General features: G+C 68.3%; 16 protein-coding genes and 1 pseudogene. 7 read left to right on the forward strand and 10 right to left on the reverse strand.

From position 1 onward, the window contains the following. Window positions 1-113: 113 nt before the first annotated feature. Both ACWDXS_RS16555 and ACWDXS_RS16560 read right to left on the reverse strand, forming a co-directional pair. Window positions 114-902: a polysaccharide deacetylase family protein gene (locus ACWDXS_RS16555; RefSeq protein ID WP_378989536.1), complete on the reverse strand. Its 789-nt coding sequence runs from the start codon at window positions 900-902 to the stop codon at window positions 114-116. Between the two features lie 194 nt (window positions 903-1,096). Continuing rightward, complete coding sequence (locus tag ACWDXS_RS16560) at window positions 1,097-1,786, reverse strand: SDR family oxidoreductase (RefSeq protein ID WP_449966499.1); 690 nt, start codon at window positions 1,784-1,786, stop codon at window positions 1,097-1,099. 85 nt (window positions 1,787-1,871) lie between these two features. On the opposite strand from ACWDXS_RS16560, the gene ACWDXS_RS16565 reads away from it, so the two are divergent. Further along, on the forward strand, window positions 1,872-2,414 hold the full coding sequence (locus ACWDXS_RS16565) for a DUF6069 family protein (protein WP_379318613.1): 543 nt from the start codon (window positions 1,872-1,874) through the stop codon (window positions 2,412-2,414). Between the two features lie 54 nt (window positions 2,415-2,468). Beyond that, a complete protein-coding gene (gene ggh, locus ACWDXS_RS16570) occupies window positions 2,469-3,809 on the forward strand; it encodes a glucosylglycerate hydrolase (protein ID WP_378989237.1) in 1,341 nt (446 codons plus the stop codon). On the opposite strand, the gene ACWDXS_RS16575 is transcribed toward ggh, so the two are convergent. Continuing rightward, complete coding sequence (locus tag ACWDXS_RS16575) at window positions 3,806-4,492, reverse strand: pentapeptide repeat-containing protein (RefSeq protein WP_449966503.1); 687 nt, start codon at window positions 4,490-4,492, stop codon at window positions 3,806-3,808. The genes ggh and ACWDXS_RS16575 overlap by 4 nt on opposite strands. Before the next feature lie 130 nt (window positions 4,493-4,622). On the opposite strand from ACWDXS_RS16575, the gene ACWDXS_RS16580 reads away from it, so the two are divergent. After that, window positions 4,623-5,357, forward strand: a complete 735-nt coding sequence (locus ACWDXS_RS16580) for a glycoside hydrolase family 25 protein (protein ID WP_378989239.1) — start codon at window positions 4,623-4,625, stop codon at window positions 5,355-5,357. A gap of 67 nt (window positions 5,358-5,424) precedes the next feature. Here ACWDXS_RS16580 and ACWDXS_RS16585 read toward each other — a convergent pair whose 3' ends face one another. From ACWDXS_RS16585 to ACWDXS_RS16595, 3 genes are all read right to left on the reverse strand, one after another. Then, window positions 5,425-7,485 carry a PhoX family protein gene (locus ACWDXS_RS16585; protein ID WP_449966506.1) on the reverse strand — a complete coding sequence of 687 codons (2,061 nt, stop codon included), beginning with the start codon at window positions 7,483-7,485 and terminating at the stop codon, window positions 5,425-5,427. A 153-nt stretch (window positions 7,486-7,638) separates the two neighbouring features. Then, the gene (locus tag ACWDXS_RS16590; RefSeq protein WP_378989241.1) at window positions 7,639-8,439 is read right to left on the reverse strand and encodes a hypothetical protein; all 801 of its coding nucleotides are present in this window, start codon (window positions 8,437-8,439) and stop codon (window positions 7,639-7,641) included. Window positions 8,440-8,477: 38 nt separating this feature from the next. Further along, window positions 8,478-8,993, reverse strand: a complete 516-nt coding sequence (locus ACWDXS_RS16595; protein WP_379315771.1) for a lipoprotein LpqH — start codon at window positions 8,991-8,993, stop codon at window positions 8,478-8,480. Between the two features lie 158 nt (window positions 8,994-9,151). On the opposite strand from ACWDXS_RS16595, the gene ACWDXS_RS16600 reads away from it, so the two are divergent. From ACWDXS_RS16600 to ACWDXS_RS16615, 4 genes are read left to right on the forward strand one after another with little or no spacing between them, the layout of a single operon-like run. Further along, window positions 9,152-10,462 (forward strand): hypothetical protein, encoded by a 1,311-nt coding sequence (locus ACWDXS_RS16600; protein WP_449967003.1) that lies wholly within the window; start codon window positions 9,152-9,154, stop codon window positions 10,460-10,462. Continuing rightward, on the forward strand, window positions 10,462-11,571 hold the full coding sequence (locus ACWDXS_RS16605) for a hypothetical protein (RefSeq protein WP_387446106.1): 1,110 nt from the start codon (window positions 10,462-10,464) through the stop codon (window positions 11,569-11,571). The genes ACWDXS_RS16600 and ACWDXS_RS16605 overlap by 1 nt, the downstream gene beginning before the upstream one ends. After that, entirely contained in the window at window positions 11,571-13,085 is a 1,515-nt protein-coding gene (locus tag ACWDXS_RS16610) for a tetratricopeptide repeat protein (protein WP_449966511.1), read from the forward strand. Before ACWDXS_RS16605 ends, ACWDXS_RS16610 begins: the two co-directional genes overlap by 1 nt. A gap of 44 nt (window positions 13,086-13,129) precedes the next feature. Further along, entirely contained in the window at window positions 13,130-14,368 is a 1,239-nt protein-coding gene (locus tag ACWDXS_RS16615) for a CHAT domain-containing protein (protein ID WP_449966514.1), read from the forward strand. A 4-nt stretch (window positions 14,369-14,372) separates the two neighbouring features. On the opposite strand, the pseudogene ACWDXS_RS16620 reads toward ACWDXS_RS16615, so the two are convergent. From ACWDXS_RS16620 to ACWDXS_RS16635, 4 genes and pseudogenes are all read right to left on the reverse strand, one after another. Continuing rightward, window positions 14,373-15,416 (reverse strand): annotated as a pseudogene (locus ACWDXS_RS16620) (alpha/beta hydrolase). Window positions 15,417-15,577: 161 nt separating this feature from the next. Continuing rightward, entirely contained in the window at window positions 15,578-15,874 is a 297-nt protein-coding gene (locus tag ACWDXS_RS16625; protein WP_378989247.1) for a hypothetical protein, read from the reverse strand. A gap of 112 nt (window positions 15,875-15,986) precedes the next feature. After that, complete coding sequence (locus ACWDXS_RS16630) at window positions 15,987-16,712, reverse strand: amino acid ABC transporter ATP-binding protein (protein ID WP_301904090.1); 726 nt, start codon at window positions 16,710-16,712, stop codon at window positions 15,987-15,989. A 76-nt stretch (window positions 16,713-16,788) separates the two neighbouring features. Beyond that, entirely contained in the window at window positions 16,789-18,570 is a 1,782-nt protein-coding gene (locus ACWDXS_RS16635) for an ABC transporter substrate-binding protein/permease (RefSeq protein ID WP_378989248.1), read from the reverse strand. Window positions 18,571-18,575 lie beyond the last annotated feature (5 nt).

An 18,575-nucleotide genomic window follows, 5' to 3' on the forward strand; every position in this document is an offset into this window, starting at 1 on the left:
CCTCCCCGGGTCTGTCGGCCAGACCCGGGTACGGGGAGAGTTGGGGACGCGGCAAGCTTTGTGAGGTGGGCGGGTCAGCTCGTGCCCGGTGAGTTACCCATGTTCTTGCGAGATCAGCTTCGTACTTCCAGGACGTCGTTCAGCGTGACCAGCGCCAGGTTGCGTGACCTGATGATGTCGACCAGCTGGCCGTAGCAGTGGGTGACCGGTGGGAAGTTGGCGTGGCCGATGACGATCGACTGGGCGGCGAAGTATTTGTGCGCGCACTCGATCAGGTATTCCTCGGTGATGAGACCCGAGTCGGACAGGGAGCCGTACCACATGGCGGGGACGGTGTAGCCGAGGTCGGCGGCCACTTTGTCGACGGTGGCGTTGTGGTATCCGAACGGCGGTCGATAGTACGGGGTACCGTCGACGCCGAAGTTGTTGCGCAGGAACGTTTTCGTGCGACCGAGCTGGTCGGCCACCTCGGTGGTGCTGATCTTGGTCAGGGCGGCGTGGTCCCAGGTGTGGTTGCCGAGCTGGATCTGGCCCGATTCCACCAGCGGGCGCAGCGCGTCGCGGTGGATGGTCCAGGAGTCGTAGTAGCCGGTGACGAAGAAGGTGAAGCGGGCGCCGGTGTCCTTCGCCCATTTCACGTACGCGCCGACGACTTCGGCACTCGCGCCGTCGTCGACCGTCAGTGCCATGGTGAGCCCCTGGCCGGGCAGCGCGGTGATGGGCTTCGGGGGAATGATCGACTTCGGCCCGCCCGGCGGGGGCGGGAGCAGGGGCTGGACGGGGGTCGGAGCGGGCGGCGGCGTGGGGATCTCGCCGCCGGAACCCGCCGCGACGGTCTCGCCCTCGGCGGTCGCGCAGCCGGTCAGCGCCACGGCGGTACCCGCGGCCAACATCGCCAGCATTCGACGTCTATCCACTTACCGAACCCCTACTCGAACCGGGTGCACCTCGCCACGAGCCAGGGCACGATCAAATCAGCGGCACGGTACCCACCGAATCCATCGAGCGCCTGAACCAGCGGATACCTCTGTGCGAATTCCAGCGCCGACCCCCTGGACGCAGCTATCGGCGACCATACCGAATCGCCTCGTCGCGGTCAGCGCGGCCGCAGCACGATCTCGGTCGGATGCCCGTCCCGTGGGGTGTCGACGGCTGTTCGCACGGCACCGGCCACCGTTTCGGCGGTGAGGAACTCCTCCGGCCGGTACTCGCGACCCTCGTCGGCGACGATCGCCCGCTGCATATCGGTGTCGATGCGACCGGGGAACAGCGAGGTCACCCGCAGCGAGGGTTCCTCCTGACGCAGCGCGTCGGCGAAGGCCCGCAACCCGAACTTGCCGGCCGCATAGGAGCCCCAGCCGGGATGCGCGCGCAGTCCCGCGCCCGAATTGATCAGCACCACGTGCCCGTTCGCGGCACGCAGTGCGGGCAGCAACACCCTTGTCAGCTCGGCAACCGCGATCAGGTTGACCTCGAGGGTTTCGCGCCACTGCTCGACCGAGGACTCGGCGACCGTTCCGAGGTCGGCGATACCCGCGTTGTGCACGAGGACGTCGAGTCGCGAGATCGGCTCGGCGGCCGCGGCCACCGCGGGGTAGTCGGTGAGCGCGACCGGCCAGCCCGTCGCCTCGGGCAGCTCGGTGAGAATCGGCTTCAGCGCGTCGGCGGATCTGGCACCGAGCAGCAGGTCGTGGGTGGGCGCGAGTTCGCGGGCGATCGCGGCACCGAGTCCACGGCTCGCGCCGGTGATGAGAGCGGTCTGGGCGGGAGTACTGGTCACCGTCATACATCCCACGCTAGCGGGCACGCAGATCTCGACACCCTGGCCGTTTCCGCGCGCGGATGACAGCGACGACTAGTACCGTCGGACTATGACCGATCCCCGGTACAACTACGGACCAGCGGACCCGCAGTACCCCCAGCACCAGGGCCAGCCCCAGTACGGCCAGGGCCAGCCCCAGTATCCGCAGGGCGAGCCGGAGCCCAAGGTCAATGTGGGCAAGCTGTGGGCAGGCGGTATCGGCACGGCCGTCGTGGCCGCGTTGCTGGTGGTCGTCGCGATCATGCTGATCCGCGGTGTGCTCGGCATCGCGATCCTCTCGCCCGAGGGCGCGGGTGCGTACGGCACCGTCTCCACCACCTCCTACGCCATCGCCGCCGCGGGCGCCGCGCTGCTGGCCACGGCATTGTTGATGGTGCTGTTGCTGGCGATGCCGAGCCCGCTCACCTTCTTCACCTGGATCTGCCTGCTCCTGACGGCCGTCGCGGTGATTCTGCCGTTCACGCTGGTCGCCGACCTGGACGCCAAGATCGCGACCGCGGCGATCAACCTGCTGGTCGGGCTGTGCATCACCACCATGCTCAGCTCGGTCGGGTCGGCGGCGCAGAACGGGTCGCGTCAAGCCGGGTACTGATCGTCACAGTGCCGTCGAGATGCCACCGGGCCTGCTCCACCGCAGAATAGATAGATGACCGACCCAGGTTTCACCTCGACGCAGCTCGCGGCCCGCGCCGCCTACCTCCTGCGGGGCAACGACCTGGGCACGATGACCAGCGCCGCGCCCCGCCTCTACCCGCACATGTGGAGCTGGGACGCGGCGTTCGTGGCGGTGGGGCTGGCGCCGTTGAGCGTGGAGCGGGCGGTGGTCGAGCTCGACACGCTGCTGTCGGCGCAGTGGAAGAACGGGATGATCCCGCACATCGTGTTCGCCAACGGTGTCGACGGATACTTTCCCGGGCCCGCGCGGTGGGAATGTCGCAAGCTGGCCAGCAACGCCCCCGACGGCCCCGACACCTCCGGCATCACCCAGCCACCGGTGCACGCCATCGCCGTGCAGCGCATCCTCGATCATTCCCGCAGGCACGGCCGCTCCACCCGCGCGGTCGCCGAGGAATTCCTGAACCGCCGCTGGCCTGATCTGGTGCGCTGGCACCGCTGGCTCGCGCATGCCCGCGACCCGAAGGAAACCGGGCGGATCACGCTGTATCACGGCTGGGAATCCGGCATGGACAACTCGCCGCGCTGGGACCGCGCGTACGCCAATGTTGTTCCGGGGACGGATCTTCCGCCGTACCGGCGCGCGGACACCTCGATCATCTCCGACCCCACCCAGCGGCCGAGCGACCGTGAGTACGACCGCTACCTGTGGCTGGTCGAGCAGATGCGGCGCGCGAACTACGACGATTTCCAGCTCACCTCGGTGATGAGTTTCGCCGTGGAGGACGTGTTCGTGTCGGCGATCTTCGCACTGGCCTGCGAGGTGCTCGCCGATATCGGCGAGGAGTACAAACAACCGCACGCCGACGTCCGCGAACTGCACGGCTGGGCCGACCGTTTCCGCAAGGGCGTGGTCGCCACCACCGACGAACGGACCGGCGCCGCAAAGGACTACGACGTCCGCCTGCAACGCTGGATCAGTACCGAGACCCTCGCCATGTTCGCCCCGCTGATCTCGGGTGGCCTGCCCCGCCACGCCGAGCGCGCCCTCCTCAACACCTTCGAGGGCCCACGCTTCTGCGGCCACCCCGACCTGCGCTACGCCCTGCCACCGTCCACCTCGCCGGTCGCCAAGGACTTCCGCTCCCGCGAATACTGGCGCGGCCCCGTCTGGCCGGTGATGAGCTGGCTGTTCTCCTGGGCCTTCGCCCGCCGTGGCTGGGCGGAGCGCTCCTACATGCTCCGCGCCGAAGGCCTGCGCCAGGCCAGTGACGGCAGCTTCGCCGAGTACTACGAGCCGTTCACCGGCGCTCCACTGGGGAGTATGCAGCAATCCTGGACTGCCGCTTCGGTGCTCGATTGGCTCGGCTAGTTCTCCGCGATGTCGGTGTGCCATTCGACGGTGATGCCGAGTTCGCGCGCGAGAGTCGACGCCAGTCCCTCCGGGTCGCCGCCGTTGATGGTGGCGCCGCGCAGGGCGGTGATGCCGTAGATGCCGGTGAGGTCGCAGTCTTCGAAGCGCAGGTTCTGCTGGATGCGGGCACCGGCGAAACGGGCTCCGACGAGGTTGCAGCGTTCGAAGCGGACGTTGCGGAACTCGGCGCTCTGGAAGTCGGCTTGACGTAGATCGCAGTCCCGGAACACCACTGTGCGCAGGCGGGATTGGGCGAAGGAGGACAGGTCGGCGCGCGTGGAGTCGATCAGGACGTCGCGGAGAACACCTGCGGTCCACGACAATCCGGTGAGACGACCGTGCTCGATCAGGGATTCGATCATCGAGGAATCATCGGCCTGAACGTTGGCCAGATCGCAGACCCGCAGCGTGGATTCGGCGATGGTGCTGTGGCGCAGGGTGCTCGGAAACCGAACGCTGTCGAACAGGCAGGCCTCGACGCTCATGCCGGAGACGTGACGCTCGGCGAAATCCGCGTCGCGATATTCGACGTCGGTGACGGTCAGTTCGTCGATCGGATCGTCGCCGGGCGAGACCGCGGGTCGCAGCGCCCCTGGCTTCGCCACCGCCGGTTCGAACCGCACCTCACGCTTGCGCGCCATGCCACCACTCCCTGTCAGCCGATGTCCGCACCAAGATACGGGCACGCGCCGACAGGCTTTCGGTAACTTTTCACAGACACACACCAACACCACTGGTCACACAGGCAACAAGTCACTACGGTCGACGGCCATGGACACCAAGCGCTGGAGTTCGACGGTTCGTGGTTGTGTTGCGCTCATCGCCCTGGTCTGCGCATTTCCCGCTACCGCGCAGGCGGAGCCCAGCGGGCCGGATGTGTCGTCCTGGCAGCATGTGGACGGCCGGATGATCGACTGGCACGCGGTGCGCGCGGCCGGACACCAGTTCGCGATGGTGAAGGCCACCGAGGGCCTGCACTACATCAATCCGTTCTTCGTGCAGGACAGCATTCTCATGCGGACCGCCGGGGTGGCGCGCGGGACGTACCATTTCGCGCGACCCGAGCTGCCGCCCGAACCGCAGGCCGCGATGTACGCGGCGACGGTCCTCGGCCAGAACGGGCCCCTCGACCTGCCCCCGGTGCTCGACCTGGAAACCTCGGGCGGTCTGGCTTCCGCCGCGCTCATCGACTGGACCCACCGCTACCTCAACGCGCTGCAAACCCTCACCGGCCGCACGCCCATCATCTATACCTACCCGCACTTCTGGAAGACCGCGATGGCCGACACCAGCGCCTTCACCCGATACCCGCTCTGGATCGCCGACTACAGCGGCAACGACCAGCCCGAGGTCCCCGGCAACTGGCCCGCCTGGACCTTCTGGCAAACCACCGACCGCGGCACGGTCCCCGGCATCCACGGCGGCACCGACGTCAACATCTACAGCGGCGCGCAAGGCGACCTCGCCCGCTTCGCCAACATGTCGGGAATGTTCGGCAGCAGCTGAGGACAGACATGACAAAACCGCCACTCGCCCAGCCGAGTAGCGGTTTCGTCAGCGGATCGGGAGCCGGCTAGACGCCGATTCGTCCGCCGTTCTTCTTCCAGACGACCGCCACGGCGGGACGCGGCTGGGAGGTGCCGCCGTCGGGCCAGTGGGACTGCGGGTTGTCGGGGGTGGCGTCGTCGGCCTCGCCGGGGTGCTGGACCGACACGATGACGTGGGATTCGGTGACGATCGGACCGCAGGTCTCAGCGCCCTTGGGCACGGTGAGGAACTGCTTGGTCTCACCGCGGTTGGGGCCGTCGAGGATCACCGAGAACAGGCCGTCGTTGGTCTTGAGGGCGTTGCCGTCGGTGGAGATCCACAGGTTGCCGTACGGGTCGAAGGCCAGGTTGTCCGGGCAGGAGATCGGGCTGACCTTGGTCTTGTCGAAGCCGGCGAAGTAGGTGTCGGCGGCGGCGGGGTCACCGCAGACCAGCAGCAGCGACCAGGTGAAGTCGGTGCCGGTGTGGTTGTCGGTGAGCTCGAGGACCTGGCCGTTCTTGTTCAGCTTGCGCGGGTTGGCCTCGTCGACGCCCGGCTTGTCGTCCTTGGCGCGATTGTCGTTGTTGGTCAGCGCCACGTAGACCTTGCCGGTGAACGGGTTGGCCTCGAAGTCCTCGGGGCGGTCCATCTTGGTGGCGCCGACCTTGTCGGCGGCCAGGCGGGTGAACACCGCCACCTCGGCGGCGGACATGCCGTCGACCAGGGACTTGCCCTTGCCGTCGTCGCCGGTCTCGAGCAGGGGAATCCACTGGCCCTTGCCGGTGAAGCCCTTGTCGGAGGGGACCGCGCCGCTGCCGTCGATCTTGTCGGCGTGGTCGCCGGTGAGCTTGGCGACGTAGAGGGTGCCCGCGTCGAGGATGGTCAGGTTGTGCCGCATCGCGGAAGCGCCGGTGCCGGACTGGATCTTGCGCGAGGACACGAACTTGTACATGTAGTCGAACTTCTCGTCGTCGCCGGTGTAGGAGACGACATCACCGGAGTCGGTGACATAGATCGACGCGCCCTCGTGCTTGAGGCGACCCATCGCGGAGTGCTTGATCGGCGTGGCGGCGGCGTCCCACGGGTTGACCTCGACGACATAGCCGAAACGGTTGGCCTCGTTGGGTTCCTGGCTCAGATCGAAGCGCTTGTCGGTGCGCTCCCACTGGTTCGGCGTGCCGCCCTTGGGGAAGCCGTAGCGCTTGACGCGCCCCTGCGGGTCGGAGGCCTTGTCGCCGTTGGCGAAGTAGCCGTTGAAGTTCTCCTCGCCGGAAAGCACTGTGCCCCAAGGAGTCACGCCACCGGCGCAGTTGGCGAAGGTGCCGAGGACCTTCTTGCCCGAGGGGTCGGCACCGGTGACGGTGAACGCGCTGCCCGCGGCGGGGCCGGTGAGCAGGAACTCGGTGTCGGCGGTGATGCGGCGGTTGTACTTGCCGAAAACCGGGGTGAGCTTGCCCGAGCCCGCTTCGCCCTTGACCTCGACCACGGCCATGCCGTGGGCGGCCTTGGTGATCGCGATCTGCTCGTCGGTCGGGGCGTCTTTGTTGTACCCGCGGAACATCATCGGACCGGTGGTGTACTCGTGGTTGACCACGAGCAGGTAGCTGTTGGCCTGGCCCTCGATCGGCATCAGCGCGGCGAAGTCGTTGTTGTAGCCGAACTGCTTCAGCTGCGCCGCGGCGGTCTGCTTGTCGAAGTCGAACGCGGGGGCGTCGGCGAAGAGGGGGTCACCCCAGCGGATGACGACCTGCTGGTCGTAGCCCTCCGGAATGGTCAGCGCGTCTTCCTTGTTCGGCGCCACCGCGGTGAACGCCGTTCCGGTGCCCGGGGTTCCGGCCGGAGTCGGGGCCGGGGTCTTCGCGGCCTCGGAGTCGTCACCACAGGCGGCCAGCGCGCTCGCGGCGCCGACAGCCAGCACCGCGGCCGCGCCGCCCTTGATCAGGCCACGGCGGTTGAGGCCGCTGACGATGTCACCGAAGTAGGCACCCTCGGAGGTGTTCGGGGGCTCGTGAAAGCAGGCGTTGCCGCACTTGTATTCACAGGTCAGGGCGGCGCGTGCCGACTGACCGTCGTGCTTGACGAACAGGGCGAGCGGTTTCGGACTCACGGTGACTCCTGAGTAGAACGGACTCCGGGCACCGTAAGCAGCCCAAGCGAGCCATCGGGAACGCGTAGATGAACGGACGACCAAAACTCGGCGCGCTGTGACCGATCACGGATGGATCAGCCACAGCGCGCGCCGAGTGCGCGGGAGTTGTCATCAGGCGTTGACCGGAAGGGAGATCACCACTTCCTGCTCGTTGCCCGGAAGATAGTGCACCTGCACGATCCGGCCCACCTGCACGTGCCCGACCGCGGTGGGCGGCAGGTACTTCTCGGCGCGGGTCTCGAAGGTGGTGCCGTCCGGGCGGGTGACCACCAGACCGAGCGCGATCTCGGTGTAGCCGCCGCGGATGCGGCCGGGGACGTCCAGGCTGCGGACCACGGCCTGGGCGGCCAGCCCGCGTTCGGCGATGTCGAGCTTGCCGCGGGTGGTGATGCCCTTGCGGATGAGTGATTCGTTCATCGCGCGCTGGGCGGCGCCGTTGTCGCCGGAGCGGTCGACCTCGACCTTGTCGGTGCGACCGGGCAGATACCGGACCGGCAGGACGACGCCCGGCTGCAGCAGGGCCAGTTCGGTGAGCGGCACGATCATCTTGGCGTGCGAGTCGAAGACCTTTCCGTCGGACCCCTCGACCCGGAAAGCGATCTTGACCTGCGGTTGGTCGTTCACCGAGACGCCGGTCTGCCGGAACGAGGTAATCGTGCCGATACCGACCGCGCCGTCGCGGAACTCGCTGCTGTTGCGGCCGGTGAAGGCTTCGAGGATGCCGTCGCCGGTGAAGGCGAAGACGATCGGGACGATGGTGAGCGCGATGATCGGCAGGGCCATCTGGGGACCGACCCAGCCGAGCATCGCGCCGGTGTATTCGTCGGGGGTGTAGGTGAGGCCGTAGAAGAGGTAGTAGCCGATGGCGAGGATTCCGAAGGCGACCGCGGCCGCACGCAGCTTGGATTTCATGATTTCTCCTTGAATGGATGCGACCGGGTCGCGAAGGGTCAGGCGCCGACGATGGTGGAGCAGGCGAAGGTGATGTCGAACTTCGCCGTCGACGGGCCCGCCAGCGGGTTGGTCATGTCGGCGCTGATGCCCTCGCCGGTGATGCGGTAGGTGTTGCCGTCCTTGGCCAGGGTCGCGGAACCGCCGGGCTGGCCGTTGCCGTAGCCGACGGCGTAGGGCAGGCCGTTGGCGCCGCCCTGGCTACCGCCGATGGCGACCGCCTGGACCTTGTCGCCTTCGACCGACGCGCTGACCGAGAGGCTGCCGTAGGTGGCGTTGGCCGTGTCGGTGAGCGCCAGGGCGAGGGTGCCCCCCTGCTTGGCACAGGTGGTGTCGAATTTCGCGGTGAATTCCTTGCCGTCGACAGTGGCGGTGGACTTGCCCGCGGCCGGGGCCGGAGCGGCCGATCCGGCGGTGCTCGGGGAGGCGGTGCCGGCATCGTCGCTGCAACCGGTGACGAACAGCGCGGTGGCGGCGGCGGAAGCGGCGAGGGCGGCGATCAGCTTGGTGTTCATGGTGGTTTCCGTTTCTCTCGGTGTGACCGGGCTGGTAACCCGTTGAGAGAAAGGTAGAAATCTTTCCCCGCCTACCGATCCCAACTTTCGCGCTCGGCAACCGCCGCACCAGCCGCCGAAAATACCTATAACCTGGTCGGATGCGGAGACCGCGCGCCATGGTGCTCGATGAGGTGTGGCGGGGGCTCGACGGAGTCGACGCGCTGAGCGGGGCCGACGGCGGACCGTTGCGGCGGACGGTGAAGTTGATTCTCGATCCGCTGGTGCTGCGGCCGATGCAGCATCCCGGGCTGTCGTCGAGCATGCTCGACGAGGACGGGATCGCGCTGCTCACGGCACTGCTGCACGCGCAATCCGATGCGCTGCGGGCGTGTGCGGCGTGGTTCGTCGTCCTGAAGCAGGTGCGGCGCAGGCTGCGGATCACCGAGGGCAACGCCCAGGATCTGTACTTCCAGCGCTGCTTCGAGCTGGCGACCGTAGACGGTGCGCCTGCGGGCGACCGCGCGCACGCGAGGGCCGAGGCGACGCTGCGCGAAGTCCACGACAGCACCGGCGGGCGCACCACCGCCGCGCTGAAACACCATGTCACCGACCCGGCTCGCGCGGCCGAACTGGCGCAACTGCTGGACATCGCCTGGGCCCGCCGCCCGCTCGCCCCTTACGGCGCAAGGGATCTGGCAGCCGAACTGACCGAGCTGCTCGAAGCCTGCACGCTCGCCCGTTCGGGAGATCCGGCCGATGCGGGGCCGCTGTTCGACGACATCGTCGACAGCGGTGCCGGCACCCGGCGCGGGATCGCCCTGTGGCTCGCGCATCCCGACGCGGGCGCCGACGACCTGGGGCTCACCAGCTGTGCCAGCCCACAGCGCCCCGAGCTGGGCGCGTCCGCGTCGACCGCGAGTCTCGGTCTGCCCTTCGACCGGACCGTGTACGAGCGGGTCTTCACGGTGTTGCAGGGCAGCATCGATCGGACCGACCTCCCCGAGATTGCGGAGCTGGTCACGCGGGAGATCTCGCGTAGTTGTTCGCCATGGGGACTGCTCGACGAATCGCTGCGGGTCGCCGCGGCGGCGGGTACCGAACTGGCGCTGGGTCTCTCCCCGTTCGGTGCCCCGGCGGCGGTCCACCCGGCTCCTTCGTCGCGTGCGCACGACGTGGTCAACGGTCGCTGGCGGCGGGAAGGGTATGTGCTGCAGGCGCGTCGGTACGCGGTGCACGCGGTCGACGGGCAGACGGGACCGCTCGCGGCGGTGGCCGCCGAGTTGCACGCGCCGTGGCGGCCGTATTCGCGCAGGTTGTGGGTGCGTTTGCACGGTCGGGATGTGCGCGAGCTGCCGGTGTTCGATCCCGGTGAGCTGTGGGATCTGCTCGACGGTGTCGCCCGGTCGGTGATCCTGGACCACCGCACCCGGGTGAAACAGGCGCTGACCGCCGACACCGTGGCCGATGTGGAAGCGAGGGCCAGCTGATGACAGTCGTCCACCTGCGCCGTGCGGAGCCGGGCTTGCTCGTGATCGCTCCGGAGCGGACGCCACTGGTCACCGATGCCGCGCCAGGGCTCGATGTGCTGATTCTCGAGGTCGTGGGCGGGCATCTGAGCTGGAGCCTGTTCGACGACGAATCGGTGCCCGCCGCGGTACTCGATGACGTCGATGCCGCACAGGATTGGGTGTGGGCGGTGTACGGCGAAGAGGTCGCCTCGGCGCTCGCGGACAACCGGCCCGCGGCGCTGACAGCCGCGCCCGCTCGACGCGCGCCGGCGGCGGCCCTGCGACGACTCGCCTACGCGCACTGGGCGAGCCGGTGGTGGCCCGCGTCGACCATCGACGGCATTCCCGCCCTGGATCCACGGCTGCTGGTCGAGGAAATCGGAATGCTCACCGCGCAATGCGAGATGGCGGTCGACGGCGATGACGGCGAGCACGGCACGGAGCGCGACGCCGGCTCGGGGAATCGCGGGTCGGGCACGCAGGAAGACTTCGGGTTATCCGACTCCACCGACGAGCGACGGCCGCTGGGCGAGTCGACAGGATCACGGGGCCGCGCGCAGGACTACGCCTTGGCGGCCGGCGGCGCCGACTCCTCCGATGGGCTGATCGTGGCGCGCGGCAGTGGTGGCTGGGACTGGCGACGGTGCCCGCCCGGCATTCTCGACGCGGGCGAGCACGCCGTGTCGTGGCAGGTGTCCCGCGCGGCCGGGGTATCGACGGTGCGGGTCAGCGTGGTCGCCGCGCCGGATTGCCGGCGACTCGTCCCCGAACACCTTCGGCCGCACGCGCGGGTTCGAGTGCGGCTGCCCGCCGACACCGAGCACGACCGACCGGGACCCGATGTCGAGATGCCCTTGCACCTGCGGGGCGATGCCTGGACCGGCTCGGCGCGAATCCCCGGCACACCGGAAAGCTTGCCGGAGATCACCGTTTTCGTGCCCGGTGTCGGTCCTGCCGATCCGCCGCAAGACGAGTCGGCCGCCCGGGAGCGGATCCGCCGATTCGCCCGCGCCCGGCTCACCGAACACACCGGCGACCAGCGCCTGAGCGCCGAAACAGCGGCCGCCGAAACAGACGAGGACTTCTGATGGCGGCCACGGGCAGGACATCCGATCGCGACGACGCCCAGCTCACCGCGGGGTACGCGGCCTATCAGCGTGGCGATGTGGTCGCGGCACTGGAGATCTTCGAGCGGGCGGCCGACGGTGCGGCGCCGCGATTGCGCAGCGCCGCGCTGATCAACGCCGCGAGTATGGCCGACGAGCTCGGCGAGCATCGGCGCTCGGTGGTGCTGTTCCGAACGGCATTGGCGGAAATGCCCGACGATGCCGCACATCAGCGACCTGCGGCATTGGTGAATCTGTCGCAGGCCTTCCAGCATCTGGGCGAGTTCGATGCCGCGCAGGATGTGCTCGAGCAGGCGCGTGTGCTGCTCGCCGACAGCACCGATCAGGGGCTGCTGCGGGTGGCGTGCCTGCTGTCGCTGACGGCGGTCGCGCTGCACCGGCAGCAGTGGGCGCGCGCCGGTGAGCTGGCGGTCGAATCTCTCGGTGTGACCGAGCGTTTCGCGCCGGAGCTGGCCGGTCACCCGCTGATGAACCTGGCGGCCTGTTCCTTCGAGACCGGTCGCTGGGAACTGGCTATCGACTTCGCTCGGCAAGGGGTAGCCGCCTTCGCCGCGGCGGGCGAGGCCGCCTCGGTCGCGGAGTCGCAGCAGAATCTGGCCACGATGCTGGTGCGGGCCGGGCATTTCGACGAGGCCGAGGAGCCGTTGCTGGCCAGTCAGGAGTTCTTCGAGGCCGGTGAACTGGGCCACTGGTCCGGGATCGGGTCGAAGACGATGGGTTTTCTCGCCGAACGCCGCGATGACTTCGCCATGGCGCGTGCGTATTACGAACGGGCACTGGGTCGGTTCGACTCCACCGGCGCGGTGGTGGACGCGGCGGACGTGCGGCTGCGCCTGGCCACCGTCGCCTGTGCGGAAGGCGATCTCGCTGCCGCCGAGCAGCTACTGGACACCTCGTTCGCGGCCTACGCCGCCCAGGGACTCGGGATGCACTGCGCCCAGCTCGACTACTGGCACGCCGAACTCCTCCACGCCTCGATCGAACAAGCGGCACAACCGGATCCGGATCTGGTGGCCCGCGCGGTGTCACTGGCGGTCCCGGCCGCCCTCGCCATCGACGCGGTTCGCCACACCCTCCCCAACGGCAACCAGCGTGAACACTGGCACCGCACCGTCGCCGAACCCGCCATGCGCGTTGCCTTCCGATGCGCCGCGCTCGCCGGAAACGGTCAACTGGTGAGCGATCTGATCGAGACACAGTGTGCTGGGACGACTCTCGATACCATCGTGTACTCCGACGTCACGGCGCCTGCCCTCGAGTTCCAGCTGTTCGATCCCGAGCCCGCCGAGCAGATCACCACACCGGCCCTGCAACTCGGCGCCGCGCTCGCCGATGTCGCCGCCGCCGCGGGCATCCCCGTCGCGCCACCACCCCGGCTGACCGACCGCGGCCGCATCGTCCTGGCGGACTTCATCTCCCACGCCGAGCAGCGCTACGGACGCCCCGTCCGCGACAGCCGGGTGATCGCGCTGTGAACGAGCCGGCAACGGGAACACCTTCGGCTGCCGAACTCAGCAGTGTGCCGACAGCTTTCATCAGGCTGGCCGACGCGGGTGACGTGTACGTGTCGTGGCGATGGGCCGACGACGCGTTGGCGCGTGGCGTAGCGGTACTGCCCCGAGACCACGTGCGCGAGACACTGCGATTGCTGACCGACGCGGTACCCGACCCCGCGCGACCCGACGATCTGCGGCGGGTCATGACCGCGGGGGCACTGGTCGATCCCGAGGCGGAAAGTGCTCTGGCGCAGGCTTTGTCACGCACCCTGCTGCCCTATGGGCTCGCCGTGCAGCTGTACGAACTGTCGCAGCGTGGGATTCGGCCACATCTGCGGATCCAGCCTTCACCCAGGCTGGCGCAGGTGCCGTGGGAGATCCTCGCCCCCGATGCGGGGATTCGGCTGCTGGACATCGCCGATATCAGCCTGCTCGCACCGGTCTCGGTGGTGCACGCGCCGGATCGAATCGCGCACCGCTGGAACGACACTCGCGAGTTGCCCGTGGTCGCGGTACTCGATCCGCGCGTGCCGGGGTTTCGCGCCGACTCCGAACTCGGCTCGGTACTCGGCAGGCCGTCGGCGGAAACCCTGGTGGCACAACACTTCGGCCGCTACGGAGAGCGCGTGGTTCCCCGTGTCGACGACGCGGTGGAACTGTTCCGCCGCGCCGACACCGACCGCGACTGGTTGTCCGAGGCGCTGCGGGCGGGCGCGAGCCGACTCGTCTACGTCGGCCATGTCACCGCTCCCGCACCGGAATCGGGACGCAGCGAACACGCCGAGCTCCACCTCAGCTGCACCGCCGACACCCGGGGCTTCGCGGCGACGAACCGCACCCATCGCCCGCTCTCGGCGAAAGACCTCCTCCTCGGCACCCATACGCTCGACTCCACCCCCGTCCCCGGACGTGACCGGTGGCCGATGCCGAGCCGCGTCGCCCTCATCGCCTGCGAAAGCGGCGGCGATCTGCGTTTCACCGAGGCCCTCGGCCTCACCACCGCGGCCCTCTCGGCGGGCGCCGAACTCGTCACCGCCACCCGCTGGCCGCTGCCCACCGACCATGCCTTCCACACTCTCACCCCCACCACGGGCCACCCGCTGCAAGCCGCGGTCTGCGCCGTGGACACCGCTCACGATTCCTCCACACCCGTCCCCACCCTGCTGACCTGGCAGCGATCACAGTTGTCCGCATGGCGAGACGCTCCGGCGGCCGAGAACTCGCCCCTGCTCTGGGCCGCCTTCGCCACCGTCACCGACTGACCGGCTATTCGGGCAGTCCCAAACCCGCGGCCAGCACCGGCCACGACCGATAGAAGGCATCACGCCAATAGCCCCAGGAGTGCGTGCCGCTCGCCTAACGGTCGAAGGTGGCGGGAATCCCCAACTCGTCCAGCCGGGACTCGAGGTTGCGGGTGCACCAGTTGACCGCGGCCTCGATGATCCCGCCGACGACGAGCTGGTTCGCCAGGCCGAACGGCGTCGGATTCATCATGTACGGGTCGTCGATGCGGTCGTGCGGGCCCGGCAGGCCGGAGGCATCCGAGACGAACAGCCTGGTGCCGCGCAACTTCTCGGCGTGGACGACCGGATCGTTGGCGACCCAGGCCGGGTCGTCGTCGGCACCGTACATATTGCCGACGTCACCGCCGCCGTAGGTCTCCACGACCAGCTTGGTGAACTGCTTGCCGATCGGGTCCGAGATCTGCGCGCAGCCGCTGTAGCCGGCGACGGACTGGTAGAAACCCGGTTTGGCCTCGGCCAACTGCAGGACGGCCGTCGCGGTCATCGAGTTGGCGGCGATGGCGTTGACGCCGTTGGTGCCCAGTGCCGCGTCGACCAGCGGCGGGAGTTCGTCGAGGAGGAAGGTGCGCCATTTGTTGCGGCCGAGCGCGGGGTCGTCTTGCTGCCAGTCGGTGTAGTACGCCCAGGCGCCGCCGATCGGCATCACCACGTTGACGTCCTTGGTGGCGAGGAAATCGCCGACATCGGTGTTCTGCCACCAGGTCGCGCGGTCCTCGCCGCCCCCGGCGCCGTTGAGGAGGTAGAGCGCCGGGCGCGGCACAGAGGCGTCTTTCGGACGCTGCACCTTCACGGTGATGCCCTTGTTCATCGCGGCGGAGAAGACCAGCATGGTCAGATTTCGATCATCGACCCTGCTCGAGATGATGTTCGAGCCGTTCGCGGTGGTCGGCGTCGCGAGGAGCTTCTTGGCTTCGACGATCGGATCGCGCCCGTCGGCCAGGCCGTTGCCCGCGCCGAAGGTGGCCGCGCACGCGGCCAGCACGCTGCCGACGACACCGAAAGCCATTGTGCGCCTGATTGTTCTGCCCATCTACCGAGAATCCCCATCCGTGAATCGGCAGGCATGACGCAGGCCGCAGGCACAGACATTATCCGGGGAACCGATCGATCGTCGAGCCAGAGGTAATACGGGCAGCCGACCCCACCGGGGCGGGGTCGGCCTGGTGGTCAGTGATCGTCGTAATGGTCCGCGTGGGCGGCGTGGCGGTGGCCGTCGTGGATGTAGTCGACGTGGTCGCCGTGCGGGACGGCGACATGACCACAGCCGGGGCCGTGCTCGTGGGTGTGGGCGGTGTGCTCGACGTGTGCTGTGGTCTCGCACTCGTCGAAGTGGCCGTCGTGTTCGCGGTGCAGGTGGCCGTCGTGGACGTAGTCGACGTGGTCCTCGTGCGGAACGGCGACGTGGCCGCAGGTGGGGCCGTGGACATGGGTGTGCTGCGGGTGTTCGGCGTGCGTGGTGGTCATCGGCTCTCTCTTTCCGGTTTCCCGGAACGCGGTCCGGTACTGATCGAATGGAGCTCCAAGCACTTCCGACATTAGCAGTTGCGCATGCGTTGCTGCGAGGCCCCTTACCTGGTCAGAGGACCTGATCGAGGAAGCGGCGCAGGCGTGGGGTCTTGGCGTCGTCGAACAGAGCGTCGGGGGTGCCGGTCTCCACGACGACGCCCTGATCCATGAACACGACGCTGTCGGAGACCTCACGGGCGAACCCCATCTCGTGGGTCACCACGATCATCGACATGCCGCCCGAGGCGAGGTCGGCCATCAGCGCCAGCACGCCCTTCACCAGCTCGGGGTCCAGCGCCGAGGTGGCCTCGTCGAAGAACATCAGCTCCGGTTTCATGGCCAGCGCGCGGGCGATGGCGACGCGCTGCTGCTGGCCGCCCGACAGCGAAGCGGGCCGGGCGTCGGCCTTGTCGGCCAGGCCGACGATCTCGAGCTGTTCGATCGCCAGCGCGCGGGCCTCGTCGGCGGACAGGCCGCGCAGTTTGCGGGGGCCGAGCACGATGTTGTCGGCGACCGTCTTGTGGGGGAACAGGTTGAACTGCTGGAAGACCATGCCGATGCGCTGGCGCAGCTTGTCGGGGTTGTCCTTCAGCACCGACTTGCCGTCGAGCAGCACATCGCCGGAATCGGGTTCGTGCAGGCGGTTGAGCACACGCAGCAGCGTCGACTTGCCCGAGCCGGACGGGCCGATGACGGTGGTGGCGTGGCCCGCCTCGACGTGGATGTCGACACCGCGCAGGATGTGGTTGTTGCCGAGCGTCAGATTGAGCCCGGTGCCGGTCAGCGATGCACTCATGCCTCCACCTCGCTGGCGCTCGGTTCCGCCATGACTGCATATGCAGCTGTGCTGGTCTGCCGCTCGCTACGCTCGCTCATGCGCCTCGCCCTTCTGTGATGACTGCCTGCTCGATCGGGTCGGCGGGAGTGGGTCTGCCGGTGCGCATGCGCTGGTCGATGTAGTTGACCAGGTGGGTGAGCGGGATGGTGAGCACCAGATACATCAGGCCCGCCGCGACCAGCGGGGACAGGTTGCCGGTCTGAGCGTTGAGGTCGCGGCCGACGGCGAACAGTTCGCGCTGCGAGGCGAGCAGGCCGAGGAAATAGATCAGCGACGAGTCCTTGATCAGCGCGATGAACTGGTTCATCAGCGCGGGCAGCACCCGGCGCACACCCTGCGGGATCACCACCAGCGTCATCGACTGGCGGTACCCGAAGCCGATCGCGCGCGCGGCTTCGAGCTGACCGGGCTCCACCGACTGGATACCGGAGCGGAAGATCTCGCCGATATAGGCCGACGAGAGCAGCGCCAGCGCCACCGCGCCGAGCCAGTACGGGTTGCCGCCGGTGATATTGCGGACCACCGGGCCGATGCCGAGACCGATGAGCAGGATGATCACCACGGCGGGCAGGCCACGGAAGATGTCGGTGTAGACGCGGGCGGGCCAGCGCAACCAGCGGGTGCGGGAAATGCCCATCACCGCGAGCAACATGCCGATCGCGGTGCCGAGGACACCCGAGACCAAGGCCAGGATCAGGGTATTCGGCAGACCGGTCTTGATCAGATCGGGAAAAGCCTTGCGGTACAACGACCAGTCGAAGAACGTGTCCTTCAACTGTTGCAGCGTCGACTTCTGCGCGACCTGTTCGGTCTCGCCCGGCTGGTTCTCGGCCGCGAGCGCTTTGAAGTCCGGAAGCTGGGGTGTGGGAGCCGCTTTGGAGCCCGGCTTCCACCCCGGCGGGAGTTCACGGGGCACCCAATCGGCGTACAGACGGGCATAGGTGCCGTCCGCGATCACCGCGTCCAAGCCGGAGTTGAGCGCGTCGATCAGCGGCTGGTTGTTCTTGGCCACCGCGTAGCCGACGAAGTTGTCGAGGCTGAAGGTGTTCTGCGAGACCACGATTCCGTCGCCCGGTTTGATCGCGCCCTCGGCCTGCGCCGACGGTGCGACCCAGGCGTCGACCTGGCCGGACTTCAGGTTCGCGTAGGCGGTGTTGTAGTCGGGGAACTTCACCGGATCCAGCTTCAGCTGGTTCACCACGAACTCGTCCTGCACGGTCCCCTGCACCACGGCGATGCGCGAGCTCTGGTTCAGGTCACCGAAGCCTTTCACCGCGCTGCCCTGCGGAACGACCAGGGAGAAGTAGCCGAAGTCGTAGCCGTTGGTGAAGCCGACCAGTTCGCGGCGGGCATCGGTGGTGGTGATGTTGGACGAGCCGACATCGAAACGCTTGCCCGATACCTGGGCGAGCAGGCCCGCGAACTCGGTGCCGGAGAACTCGACGCGCAGACCGAGTTTCGCGCCGATCGCGGTCAGGAGTTCGTTGTCGAAGCCGGTGAAGGCGCCCTCGCTGTTGACACAGATGCTGGGCGGCGCGTCGGACAGGGTGCCGACGCTCAGGGTGCCCGGGTTGAGCAGGCCGAGCTTCGTGGTGTCGATCGAGTCGACCGGCGCCGTTGTCGCGGTGGTGTAGCGATCGGCGCCCGCGGTTTCGCCCGCGGCCAGATTGGTCGGCGCGGCAGCGGCGGCGCTCGGTCCCGGTGGCGAACAGAGGTCGCGCGCGGAGCTGCTCTCGGAGCCGCCGCAACCGGTCGCCGCGACGCCCACGAGGAGCAAGAGGGCAGCGATCCGCGCCCGAGTTCGTACACCTGCCATGCCGA

The organism is Nocardia sp. NPDC003183 (assembly GCF_053590715.1).

What these genes read in the sequence shown, in the direction of transcription:
- ACWDXS_RS16555 (WP_378989536.1), bottom strand. Translation starts at nt 902, where the DNA reads ATGCTGGCGATGTTGGCCGCGGGTACCGCCGTGGCGCTGACCGGCTGC.
- ACWDXS_RS16560 (WP_449966499.1), bottom strand. Translation starts at nt 1,786, where the DNA reads ATGACGGTGACCAGTACTCCCGCCCAGACCGCTCTCATCACCGGCGCG.
- ACWDXS_RS16565 (WP_379318613.1), top strand. Translation starts at nt 1,872, where the DNA reads ATGACCGATCCCCGGTACAACTACGGACCAGCGGACCCGCAGTACCCC.
- ggh (WP_378989237.1), top strand. Translation starts at nt 2,469, where the DNA reads ATGACCGACCCAGGTTTCACCTCGACGCAGCTCGCGGCCCGCGCCGCC.
- ACWDXS_RS16575 (WP_449966503.1), bottom strand. Translation starts at nt 4,492, where the DNA reads ATGGCGCGCAAGCGTGAGGTGCGGTTCGAACCGGCGGTGGCGAAGCCA.
- ACWDXS_RS16580 (WP_378989239.1), top strand. Translation starts at nt 4,623, where the DNA reads ATGGACACCAAGCGCTGGAGTTCGACGGTTCGTGGTTGTGTTGCGCTC.
- ACWDXS_RS16590 (WP_378989241.1), bottom strand. Translation starts at nt 8,439, where the DNA reads ATGAAATCCAAGCTGCGTGCGGCCGCGGTCGCCTTCGGAATCCTCGCC.
- ACWDXS_RS16595 (WP_379315771.1), bottom strand. Translation starts at nt 8,993, where the DNA reads ATGAACACCAAGCTGATCGCCGCCCTCGCCGCTTCCGCCGCCGCCACC.
- ACWDXS_RS16600 (WP_449967003.1), top strand. Translation starts at nt 9,152, where the DNA reads ATGGTGCTCGATGAGGTGTGGCGGGGGCTCGACGGAGTCGACGCGCTG.
- ACWDXS_RS16605 (WP_387446106.1), top strand. Translation starts at nt 10,462, where the DNA reads ATGACAGTCGTCCACCTGCGCCGTGCGGAGCCGGGCTTGCTCGTGATC.
- ACWDXS_RS16610 (WP_449966511.1), top strand. Translation starts at nt 11,571, where the DNA reads ATGGCGGCCACGGGCAGGACATCCGATCGCGACGACGCCCAGCTCACC.
- ACWDXS_RS16625 (WP_378989247.1), bottom strand. Translation starts at nt 15,874, where the DNA reads ATGACCACCACGCACGCCGAACACCCGCAGCACACCCATGTCCACGGC.
- ACWDXS_RS16630 (WP_301904090.1), bottom strand. Translation starts at nt 16,712, where the DNA reads ATGAGTGCATCGCTGACCGGCACCGGGCTCAATCTGACGCTCGGCAAC.
- ACWDXS_RS16635 (WP_378989248.1), bottom strand. Translation starts at nt 18,570, where the DNA reads ATGGCAGGTGTACGAACTCGGGCGCGGATCGCTGCCCTCTTGCTCCTC.